The 11,741-nt window shown below is 28.2% G+C and carries 8 protein-coding genes and 1 pseudogene; all 9 read left to right on the top strand.

Annotation, left to right across the window (positions count from 1 at the left end; genetic code table 11):
- Positions 1-119: 119 nt before the first annotated feature.
- The 9 genes and pseudogenes from ACIQ2L_RS04010 (at position 120) to ACIQ2L_RS03970 (ending at position 11,740) form a co-directional block, all read left to right on the top strand.
- Complete coding sequence (locus tag ACIQ2L_RS04010) at positions 120-2,894, top strand: T9SS type A sorting domain-containing protein (protein WP_396156682.1); 2,775 nt, start codon at positions 120-122, stop codon at positions 2,892-2,894.
- 35 nt (positions 2,895-2,929) lie between these two features.
- Complete coding sequence (locus ACIQ2L_RS04005; RefSeq protein WP_396156680.1) at positions 2,930-4,021, top strand: acyltransferase family protein; 1,092 nt, start codon at positions 2,930-2,932, stop codon at positions 4,019-4,021.
- A 71-nt stretch (positions 4,022-4,092) separates the two neighbouring features.
- A complete protein-coding gene (locus ACIQ2L_RS04000) occupies positions 4,093-5,337 on the top strand; it encodes a hypothetical protein (protein ID WP_396156678.1) in 1,245 nt (414 codons plus the stop codon).
- Position 5,338: 1 nt separating this feature from the next.
- Positions 5,339-6,808, top strand: a complete 1,470-nt coding sequence (locus ACIQ2L_RS03995) for an MOP flippase family protein (protein WP_396156676.1) — start codon at positions 5,339-5,341, stop codon at positions 6,806-6,808.
- A 22-nt stretch (positions 6,809-6,830) separates the two neighbouring features.
- Positions 6,831-8,267, top strand: a complete 1,437-nt coding sequence (locus ACIQ2L_RS03990; protein ID WP_396156674.1) for an MBOAT family O-acyltransferase — start codon at positions 6,831-6,833, stop codon at positions 8,265-8,267.
- 2 nt (positions 8,268-8,269) lie between these two features.
- Positions 8,270-9,184 (top strand): hypothetical protein, encoded by a 915-nt coding sequence (locus ACIQ2L_RS03985; RefSeq protein WP_396156672.1) that lies wholly within the window; start codon positions 8,270-8,272, stop codon positions 9,182-9,184.
- A 91-nt stretch (positions 9,185-9,275) separates the two neighbouring features.
- A complete protein-coding gene (locus ACIQ2L_RS03980; protein ID WP_396156670.1) occupies positions 9,276-10,115 on the top strand; it encodes a hypothetical protein in 840 nt (279 codons plus the stop codon).
- A gap of 504 nt (positions 10,116-10,619) precedes the next feature.
- A pseudogene (locus tag ACIQ2L_RS03975) lies at positions 10,620-10,719 on the top strand (DapH/DapD/GlmU-related protein); the annotation flags it as partial.
- 79 nt (positions 10,720-10,798) lie between these two features.
- On the top strand, positions 10,799-11,740 hold the full coding sequence (locus ACIQ2L_RS03970; RefSeq protein WP_396156668.1) for a glycosyltransferase family 2 protein: 942 nt from the start codon (positions 10,799-10,801) through the stop codon (positions 11,738-11,740).
- The last annotated feature ends 1 nt before the right edge of the window (position 11,741 follow it).

Below are 11,741 nucleotides of genomic sequence, written 5' to 3'. Positions count from 1 at the left end.
TTAAAGGCTGCCATTCGGCAGCCTTTTTTTTTCTCCTTAATTAAAAAATAACTTAAACATAACAATATAAAAATAATAGCAAGTAATTCATTTTTACCTTTATGGTTTTAATTTTTACCATGAAAAAGATATATTTATTATTATTTTTTGTGTTATTTTTTGGTTCTTTAAAGGCACAAACGATAACATTTTCAGACCAAACTTTCAAATCAAAACTCCTAGAATCTAGTTCAAGTAATTTTATTGCGAGAAATTTAAATGGCGATTACTTTTCTATTGATGCTAATTCAAATAACGAAATCGAACTTACAGAAGCCTTAGAAGTAGCCTTTTTAGAAATTGATAATTCTTCCATTTCCTCTTTGAGCGGAATTAACAACTTTACTAATTTACTATTACTTAGTTGCGAAAATAATTTACTTACCAACTTAAATGTTTCAGGTTTAATCAATCTTACTACATTGAATTGTAGTTCTAATCAGTTAGGTAATTTAAATGTGAATGGTTTAACCGAACTACAAAATTTAAATTGTCAATTCAACCAACTTACTAATTTAAATGTTAACGGAATAACGAATCTTGAAATCGTAAACTGTAGCTACAACCTCATTGCTAGTTTAGTTTTGAATAACTTATTAAATTTAACTGAGGTTAATTGTAATGACAATCTGATTAGTTCTATTGACTTAACTGATTTAATTAGTCTTATTTCTTTGAACTGCAGCAATAACAGGTTGTCGTCACTAGATACCACCAACTTAGTGAGTCTTGAATTATTAAATTGCAACACAAATTTATTGGTTTCGCTGACAATTAATGGTTTAGTAAATTTTAATGAGTTGGACTGTAGTAATAATTTATTAACGTCTTTAAATTTAATAAACACATCTAATCTAAGCGAATTGAATTGCAATTTCAACCAATTAACTTTGATTAATTTAAGTGGTTTGATTGGATTAATAAATTTTAGTTGTAGCAATAATATTTTAATCGCTCTTGATCTTGATGGTTTAACTCAATTAGAAGATGTAAACTGTTCGAATAATCTAATTACAACCATAAGCTTTTTAAATACCAATCAACTACAAAATCTAAACTGTGATAACAATCAACTTGTTACGTTAGCAATTAGTGATTTGACTAACTTAAAGTATTTGTATTGCAATAATAATTCCATAATTGATTTAAATACAAACGGACTTAATGCACTTTTAGTCTTAAGTTGTAATGCAAATGAAATTACAACTTTAAACCTATCATCAACAAATAATCTACAATCTTTATACTGTTCAAACAATCAAATTGCAACATTGAATTTGAGCAATTTGTTTAATTTTCAAAATCTATTTTGCTCGAATAACGTATTGACCAGTTTGTTTATAAAAAATGGAAGTTTTGAAAATAACTTGCAATTCGCGGGAAATCCTACTTTAGAATATATTTGTGCAGACCCATTTCAAATGGAATTTATTCAGGATGAAATTAATAATAATAATTATACTAATTGTCATGTCAATAGTTATTGTTCATTTGTGCCTGGAGGTATTTCGTATACCATTCAAGGAAACAGTAAATTTGACTCCAATACGAATGGATGTGATGCATTAGATACTGTATTCCCTACTTTACAAATGTCATTCTCTGATGGTTCAGTTACTGAAAATCTTTTTGCGAACAATTCTGGTAATTTTTCTAAATCAATTATAAATGGTTCCTATACCATTACACCAATAGTAGAGAATTCAAACTATTTTTCAATTGCTCCTTCTACAGTATCGGTAGCGTTTCCTTCTCAATCTAGTCCTTTTGCACAAAATTTTTGCATTACTCCAAACGGTAACCATAACGATTTAGAAATTGCTATTCTACCCGTAAACAATGCTATTCCAAATTTAGAATCAAAATATAAAATAGTATATAAAAATAAAGGTACAACGACACAATCAGGTACAATCAACTTAAATTTTAACGATGCTGTTTTAAATTTCGTCTCATCAAATCCAGTCAATTCTTCTCAAAGTACAAACAACTTAAATTGGATTTTTACAAGTTTAAATCCGCTTGAAACAAGATCCATTTTAGTGACACTAAAAGCAAATTCTTCAACAGACACACCAGCGGTAAACATTGGCCAATTGTTACCATTTAGTGCATCTATCACAACTGCTGCCGCTGATGAAACACCTAATGATAATACAATATCATTCATTCAAAAAGTTGCTGATTCAACTACAACTAATGATAAAGTTTGCATCGAAGGGAATAGCATTTCTACATCACAAGTAGGCGAATATGTTCATTATTGTATTCGCTTTACAAATAACGGAAACGCAATAGCACAAAATGTAGTTGTAAAAGATATAATTGATCTCAGTAAATATGACATTGCTACCGTAATTCCTCTTGATGCGAGTGCTATTTTTGAAACTAGAGTAACCAATTCAAATACGATAGAATTTATTTTTGAAACTATAAATTTAGGTTTTGCTTCTACTAATAATGCAGGATATGTACTGTTCAAAATTAAAACTTTGCCTACTTTGTCTGAAGGTGATATTTTTTCCAACAGCGCCACTATTTATTTCGATTTTAAAACACCTTTATCAACAAATAATGAGTCAACAATCATCCAAGTTTTAGCGAATCAAACTTTTGTCTCTTCTGAAAATTTTATAATTTATCCAAATCCAGTAAAAGAAGTGTTAACTATACATTCTTCTGATGTAAGAACAGTTGATACCATTTCTATTTATAATTCACTTGGACAGTTAATGAAACACATGTCAAATCCTAGTAATTTATCATTAAATGTGTCGGACTTAAGTAAAGGTATTTATTTCATAAACATAATTTCAGAGAATGTTAAAACAAGCTTTAAATTCATAAAGGAATAATTTATTGAATTTGTAATGACGTAATGTTCAAAAAAATGAAATTAAAGCATATTGATTCAATTCGAGGAATAGCTATAATAATGGTCATTTTTGGTCACATTGGACAAGAAATAAGAGGTCTAAGTAGTGTACCTCATCTACTTACTTCCTATGGTCAAATGGGAGTTCAATTATTTTTTGTTGCGTCAGCATATACATTGTGTTTATCCACATCCAATAGAATAAGTGAGACACAATCGTTAAAAAAATATGCAATTCGTCGTTTCTTCAGAATTGCACCTGTTTATTATTTAGGATTACTAGGCTATTTGCTATTAGAATTGTTATTGGGGTGGAATAAAACGGGACTATTTATTGTACCCGAAAAATATAGTGTAATAAATATTTTAATGAATTTTTTATTTTTTCATGGATTTTACCCGCCAGCTAATAATAATATTGTTCCTGGTGGTTGGTCAATTGGGACGGAAATGGCATTTTATGTGTTATTTCCTTTATTATTTTTAGCTGCAAAAAAATGGGCAACTGCAGCTTTTGGAAAAGCTCTTTTACTGCTATTCGTTTTACTTTGTTTTTCTCAATTACTTATTGTTTTAATTGCAATTTCCTCAGGGCAAATAGTCAAAAATAACAGCTTTATGTATTACAATCTTGTGAATCAAATTCCGGTGTTTTGTATTGGAATTATTTATTATTTATATGAAAAAAAATCGGTTTTTAATTTCAATTGGAAATTTGATTTACTAGCATTTCTTATGTTTACGAGTTGTTCACTTATATTATGGAACTCCAATTTGCAAGGTTCATTTTCATTAATTCCATTTTTGTCTGCAATTTCATTTGTCTTTTTAATTAATATATTCAAAAAAATTGAGTCCTTAAATTTTAATTATTTGATAAAATTAGGAACCGTTTCCTATTCGATGTATATCATTCATTTCATTTTTCTGAACTTCTCGAGTAAAGCATCGCTTAATTTATCTGACTATTTGAATAAAAACATCTTGCTTATTTTGATGTTTATTCTAACCGTTATTGTAACCTTTGCTTTTGCTGCTTTATCGGAAAGGTATATTGAAAAACCATTTATTAACCTAGGAAAAAAAATAATCCTTAAAATGCAATAAGTTAGGCTTTTATCTATTAATTTGATTGTGTTTTACAATTGGTTGTATGTCGATACTTAAATAACAAAAAAATGAGCAAAAAAATACTAGTTTTAGGTCTGGGTCAAAACAATTTCCTCTCTTTTTTATATTCAACATTAAAAAAGTTTGACGCGTCTTATAGTATTTCGGTGCCATTTTATAATGAAATTACATCCGACTCTTCTCATGAAACTTGGATGTATGATAATAAAAAAATAGTTTTAAAAAATAATTTAATCTCAATAGTACGTGCTTTATTTTTCTGCCTGTTTTCAAAGCACTTTTATCAAACCTTTTACTTTATCCTTTTTGTAGAAAAAAAAATGGGTAAGGCATTTCACTTTTGTTACAAACAACTAATTGCTAAAAGTTTCTTTATCAGAAATAACAACTTTCAGGATTATGATACGTTCCACTTTCATTTTATGCAGTACAGTTATCTAAGAGAATTGTTCTTAGTGCCAAAAAACAAAAAAATTGTCTGCTCGTTTTGGGGTTCTGATTTATTGCGAACTAATGATATTCTGAATTTTTACTTTGTTAAAAAAGCACTAAACAAAGCAACCATTATTACCTGTCAATCCCAAGAATTAAAAGAAATCATACTTTCAAAATTTGGAAGAAATCTGACCGATAGGATTCAAATTGCTTTATTCCCAACCTATGAAAAAATTTATGATTTAATGGATGTTAATGAACAGAACCAAGAAGCAATAAATCTTTTCAAATCAAATAACAGCTATTCCAATGATAAACTTAACATCTTAATTGGTCATAGCGGAAGTACCGCTAATAATCATTTGAAAATTATAAAAACATTAGAAAATGTAAAGCATAAAAATAAAATCCATCTGATTATTAATCTCAACTACGCCATTACATTAAGTGAAAAGGAACTCTATACAAAAGAATTAACCGAAGTTTTAAATAGGTTAGACATTTCCTTTGTGATTTTAGAAAAATTCTTTGTAAACGATGAATTAGCAGTATCGAGATTAGCCTCTGATATTTTTATTCACGCACCTATTTCAGATGCATTAAGCGGAACAATGTTAGAATTATTATATGCCTCAAATATTGTTATTACAGGTTCCTGGTTGCCTTATAAAACATATAGAAAAGCGAATTTAAACTATCATGAAATTTATGATTTTGGTGAACTTTCTGAAAAACTTGACTTCATCATTGATACTATTAGTTCTGAAAAAATCATAGCGTCAAAAAATAAAGCATTCATTAAAGATTATTTTAGTAATGATCGAATTATTGTGAATTGGTCTCAAATTTTAAATTAAAATGAATCTAAAAAGCAAAGTAAAAAGTGGTTTGAAATGGACTTTTATTGACCAAATTCTATCTCAAATTATTTTTTTAATTTTTAGTATTTTTCTGGCTCGTGTCTTAACGCCTTCTATGTTTGGAATTGTGGGAATGGTTACTATATTTTCAAATTTTGCAATTCTTTTTATTGACTTAGGTTTTAGTGCTGCATTAATTCAAAAGAAAGAAGTTACTCAAGCACATTTTTCATCCGTTTTTTGGCTGAATATTGGCATTGGATTTTTAATATATGCTCTTTTTTATATTTGTGCACCATTGATTAGCGTGTTTTATAATCAACCCGAATTAAAACTCCTAATTCGAGTTATTTGTTTGTCATTTATTTTCACCGCATTCACTTCAGTACAAGCCAACATTCTAATTAAAGAAATGCATTTCAAAAAAAAAGTAATTATAAATTGGATTGCCATGCTTATTGGCTATTTAGTTGCTTTCATTATGGCATATCAAGGATATGGCGTTTGGTCTTTAGTTATGATGACTTTAATTACAGCAATTCTTAACGCTATTTTGTATTGGATGGTTTCAAAATGGATTCCATTATTCATTTTTGAATGGAATAAAATTAAAGAATTATCAAGCTATGGATTAAATTTTATGGGTGAAGCAAGTGTCAATTATTGGTCGCGAAATTTTGACAATTTTATTATTGCAAAAGTTTTAGGAAGTACTGATTTAGGGATTTATACAAGAGCTTATTCATTAATGCTGTTACCGTTAAGAAATATTTCTACAATTGTCACCAAAGTGATGTTTCCTGCATTTTCCCAAAAACAAGATGATGTAGCATTATTAAAAAAGTATTATTTAAACATTATTCAATACATAGCACTAATTACATTTCCTTTAATGATAGGGCTTTCATTAGTATCGAAAGAATTTGTGCTTTTATTTTTTGGTAACAAATGGTCGGCAATGATTCCGATACTTTCCATTTTAAGCGGATTGGGTGCCATCCAATCTATAGTTTCCTTAAACGGATTAATTTACAATTCTTTAGGTAAAGTAAATATTGCATTTAAAGTGTCTTTGTTTACTAATTTTATCTTAATAATCGCCTTTATTATTGGTGTTAATTATGGATTAAAAGGAGTGGCATGGAGTTATTTTATAGCCAGTTTGTTGCTTTTCTTTCCAATTTATGGTATTGCCATAAAGCAACTTAATATTAGTTTGTTCGAAATTTATGTAAATTTAAAAGGCGTGTTATTGGCTACACTATCAATGATTATAACCATGTTAACTTTGAATCATTTTTTCGATTTTTCTCTGCTATTGGGTTTACTACTAAAAATTGTAGTCGGAGGATGCACCTATCTTTTACTGCTTTTTATTTTTGAAAAAAAAATGCTATTAAATTTAAAAAACAAAGTTGTTCATTTTAAAAAAAGCGAGGTTACTAAATCAAAAGACATAACTGATTAATAATAAAATAATAAAAAAGAGTATGCTATTTAATACTTTAAATTTTGCCATTTTTTTGCCCATAGTTTTTCTATTGTATTGGTTTGTTTTCAATAAAAATTTTAAACTTCAAAACATATTACTACTGGTATCGAGTTACTTTTTTTATGCTTGCTGGGATTGGCGTTTTTTGTTTCTATTGGTTTTCTCTACGTTATTAGATTATTATACGGGATTGAAAATGAGTGATTCTAAAAGTAAAGCCCAGAAAAAGTTTTGGTTCGTAGTGAGTGTAAGCATTAATCTCGGTTTTTTAGGAATATTCAAGTACTATAACTTTTTTAGTGAATCATTTGCTGGATTGATTTCAAATTTTGGCTTTAAAATCAATCCGTATACCTTAAATGTGATACTTCCTGTTGGAATTTCATTCTATACATTTCATGGATTGTCTTATGTCATTGATATTTATAAAGACCGCATTAAGGCAGAAAAGAATTTTATAGATTATTCGGTATTTGTTAGTTTCTTCCCGCTTTTAGTTGCTGGACCTATTGAAAGAGCCACCCATTTATTGCCTCAAATTCAAAATAAGCGAACTTTCAATTTTTCCATTGCTAGCGATGGCATGCGACAAATATTATGGGGACTTTTTAAAAAAGTAGTTATTGCTGATCAATGTGCCATTTATGCCAATCAAATTTTTAATGATGCAGGAGAACAATCTGGAAGCAATTTAGTACTTGGTGCTCTTTTTTTTACTTTCCAAATTTATGGTGATTTTTCGGGGTATTCAGATATTGCCCTTGGAACCGCACGATTATTCGGAATCGATCTACTGAGAAACTTTGCCTTTCCCTATTTTTCTAGAAATATTGCCGAATTTTGGCGAAGATGGCACATCTCATTATCAACTTGGTTTAGAGATTACCTATATATTCCGTTGGGAGGAAGTAAAGGCGGCATGTGGATAAAAATTCGAAATACTTTTATCATCTTCATCGTAAGTGGATTTTGGCATGGCGCCAATTGGACGTTCATTATTTGGGGATTATTACACGCTTTATACATCATGCCTTCTATTATTTTTAACACTAATAGAAACCATCTCGATATCGTTGCACAAGGGAAATTTTTACCAAGTATAAAAGAATTAGCAATGATGCTGATTACGTTTAGTTTAACAGTATTTGCCTGGATATTTTTTAGAGTTCAAGATGTAACCCATGCTTTTATTTATATTTCCGGTATCTTTTCGAAATCATTATTTACTATACCAACAATAACCCCGCTAGTATTGTTTGCATTTATTGGATTATTTATTACAATAGAATGGTTGGGAAGACAAAATCAGTATGCTATTGCTAAATTTTGCGATAATTGGCCTCGGTTTTTTCGATGGAGTTTTTATTATTTAGTTATTGCTGCTATCTTCTATTTTAATGGAACGGAACAACAATTTATTTATTTTCAGTTTTAAATATGAAAAGATTTATAAAATATATAATACTGTTTTTTGTTCCTGTCCTAATTTTTTTGGTTGCCGCTGAATTGTATTGCAGGACTCAAACCATAATTGTAATTAAAAAACAACATTTTGAAAACAACTTAAGCACAATAAATACGTTACTATTAGGAAGTTCACACTTTCAAAATGGATTGAATCCAGAGTTTCTAAAATACAATTCATGCAATCTGGCCTATGGTGGGCAACCCATATCAATAGATTATTTTTTGTTAAATAAATATATTGACCAAATGAAAAACTTAAAAACAGTATTGTTTGAAGTTTCACCTCATCGACTTTATTATGAGTTTGATCCTTCTAATTGGAATGGTCATGTTTATTCAAATCTTTATGATATAAATTACAAAACAGAAAAACTATCAATAAAAAACTATTCCCTAGTCTTATCAGATGTTAAGTATTTCTCTACCATTTTTATAGATAATTACAATCCTAATCTCACAAAACCAAAACTAAATACATTTGGATTTATGATTAATGCGTTCTCAGGTAGATTTACAGAGTTAGAAAATGACTCGATTAAAATTAATCAAACATTTAAAATGAATTCAATATTTGAAAATCAAAAAAACTTTAAATTAAATATGTTTTTTTTGAATAAAATCATCCAAGAATGTCAAAAGAAAAAAGTAGAAATTATTTTTATAGGCACGCCATTATATCAAACATATTACAGCAAAATTCCATTGAAAACTGAAATACAAGTTAAAAATGCATTGAGTCACGTAACCAATAAATATGGAATTCAATATTATGATTTTTCTAGAAGCAAAAAGTTTCATTTGAAAGATTATATAAATGACAATCATCTCAATCCAAATGGAGCAAAAAAATTTACTATGCTTATTGATAGTATTTTAACCAACTAATCGCTACTAGGATTATGAAACTATTTTTAATTTTAATAAATAATATTCCATGAAACTATTTATTATAAATTGTATTAAATTTTTTGGGATAATGATAATTATCTGTGTTTCCTTATACGCCTGTATTGATTATCTAAATTCTAAAAAAAGTAATGATTATATTAGTTCACTTAATAAAAAAGCTATTTTTGTTGGTGATTCTCACATGCAATGCGGGATTAATGATGCGGTGATTGCCAATGGAATCAATTTCTCTCAAGATGCCGAATCCTATTATTTTACTTTTCAAAAACTAGAGAAAATACTAGCATTAAATAAAGAAATAAAAACAATTTATTTAGGTTTTAGTTATCATAATTTATCCTCGTATTACGACGATTACATTTTTGGAAAAGAGAATCTCGAAATTTCTTCTCGCTATTTTTTTATACTTCCTCCAGCCGAAAAAAGAAAATTTATGATTTACAATTCAGATAATGAAATACTATATTTTAATAAAATTATTGTCAAAGGAATTTTAAACATTAGGGACAAAAAAAATAATTATTCTTTTTTTGGAGGGTATCAAAATAATTTTTATGAAGTAGGATCCAAAAAAAAATCAATGGATAAAAGAATAAAAAATCAATTTTTCAAAAATGATACGATAACTCGTTTTTCGGAAATTAATTTATCGTATTTGGATAAAATAATGGAATTATGTAAAAGAGAAAATAAAGATTTAATTGTATTGAATACACCACTTGATTCTTATTACAAGAGTAAAATTCCACAAGAGTATGTATACAAATACAATCAAATTATTGAAAGTAAAAAACTTAAAGTTATCGACTTTAATGCTGTGGCATTTAAAAATAATGATTTTTTAAAAGATGGAGATCATGTTTCTAAAAAAGGGGCAATTTTGATTTCAAAAATGTTAAATAATTGATTTTTGAACATAAAACTGAAGAGCCAGATGATTAAAAAATTGCAAAAAATTTACGCCGCTAACATTCATTTGTTAAAAATTAATACACTTTGGATAAATATAAGTACCAAAGGTATCCGGAGAAATATGAGTCGCATTTTAGTGTTCGGAAATTGCGATTATGCTATTCATAAATCGGCTCAAATTAATTTAAATAATGGTCATTTAGCACTCAATCGACATATTACAAAAAAAGACCCTTTCGTTGGAAACATAGAATTGTATGAAAACTCAGAAATAAATGTAGCTAATACATTTTTTATTCATAGTGGTTGTGATGTGATGGTTTTTAAAAATGCAAAATTAAATTTAGGAAGCGGCTATATTAATCGTTATGCAAAAATCAGATGTTATTCCTCTATTTCAATTGGGCAGGGAGTAGCAATATCTGAAAACGTTTCTATTTGGGATAGTGATGTGCATGCTATAAAAGGAAAAGAACACGTGATGACCCAACCCATAGTCATAGGAAACCACGTTTGGATTGGTACGAATGTTACAATTTTAAAAGGAGTAACAATAGGAGATGGCGCAATAATAGCTGCGGGTTCTGTGGTTAGTAAAGCTATTCCTGCTAAATGTTTAGCGGCCGGAATTCCCGCTAAGGTTATTAAAGAAAATGTTGAATGGAAATAAATAAGTAGATGTTTTCAGTAATCATACCCTATTATAACAAAGCAAACTACATCATTAGATGTATTGATTCTGTTATGAATCAAACGTTTGATGCGTTTGAAATAATTGTAGTGGATGACGGGTCAACAGATGATGGAATAGCATTGATATCAAAGAAATATAGTGAAAGTATATTAATTATTTCTCAAAAAAATCAAGGTGTTTCAGCAGCAAGAAATAATGGGATTAAAATGGCAAAACAGGAATATATAGCACTATTAGACGCTGATGATACATGGCATCCGCACTATCTTGAAAGTGTAAATTTTGTTATAGGTAAAGAAAATGAAGTAAAAATAATTGGAAGTCATTATTCAAGAACAAATGATTTTTTTAATAAAAAAGTCGATTCTCCAAATTATTATAAATTAGATGATTATTTTAGAAAAGCTATTCGTAATACTTATTTCACATCATCCTCATCGGTCATTCAAAAAAAATTCTTTGAAGAAAATGATGGATTTAATAGTAGTTTAAAAAAAGGAGAAGATCATGATGTTTGGTTTCGAGTGATTTTAAGCGGCGGAAATTTCTTTTATATTACCGATACTTTAGTCTACTATTCTAACGAAGATACAAACCAAGTTACAAGAAATAAAGTAGCATTAGAAAAGGACCTTGTGGGAACAATAAATACTTTATATAAAGAGTATAAAATACTAAACACTGATAAAAATTTTAATAAATTCATAAGTCTTTATGTATATTTTAATCTCTATCCTTATTTTTTTGATAGTGATTCGAATGCAAAAGCAAAAGCAGTTCTAAAACAAAATGAACACGCTAACTTTTTTTTGAAACTTTTATATATGATTCCGTTATCGATTGGAAAAAAAATAATGGGAGTAAAACAAGGTGAAAAATACATGCGATTGTATTTAAAATTCATAATTCGTTATTTATCAAAATAAA

Source organism: Flavobacterium sp., assembly GCF_044369455.1.
GTDB lineage: Bacteria > Bacteroidota > Bacteroidia > Flavobacteriales > Flavobacteriaceae > Flavobacterium.
Note: the sequence above shows the minus strand (reverse complement) of the source record. Positions and strands in the feature narration are given on the sequence as shown.

Excerpts from the sequence above, each read along its gene's own strand:
- ACIQ2L_RS04010 (WP_396156682.1), top strand. The coding sequence starts at position 120 with ATGAAAAAGATATATTTATTATTATTTTTTGTGTTATTTTTTGGTTCT.
- ACIQ2L_RS04005 (WP_396156680.1), top strand. The coding sequence starts at position 2,930 with ATGAAATTAAAGCATATTGATTCAATTCGAGGAATAGCTATAATAATG.
- ACIQ2L_RS04000 (WP_396156678.1), top strand. The coding sequence starts at position 4,093 with ATGAGCAAAAAAATACTAGTTTTAGGTCTGGGTCAAAACAATTTCCTC.
- ACIQ2L_RS03995 (WP_396156676.1), top strand. The coding sequence starts at position 5,339 with ATGAATCTAAAAAGCAAAGTAAAAAGTGGTTTGAAATGGACTTTTATT.
- ACIQ2L_RS03990 (WP_396156674.1), top strand. The coding sequence starts at position 6,831 with ATGCTATTTAATACTTTAAATTTTGCCATTTTTTTGCCCATAGTTTTT.
- ACIQ2L_RS03985 (WP_396156672.1), top strand. The coding sequence starts at position 8,270 with ATGAAAAGATTTATAAAATATATAATACTGTTTTTTGTTCCTGTCCTA.
- ACIQ2L_RS03980 (WP_396156670.1), top strand. The coding sequence starts at position 9,276 with ATGATAATTATCTGTGTTTCCTTATACGCCTGTATTGATTATCTAAAT.
- ACIQ2L_RS03970 (WP_396156668.1), top strand. The coding sequence starts at position 10,799 with ATGTTTTCAGTAATCATACCCTATTATAACAAAGCAAACTACATCATT.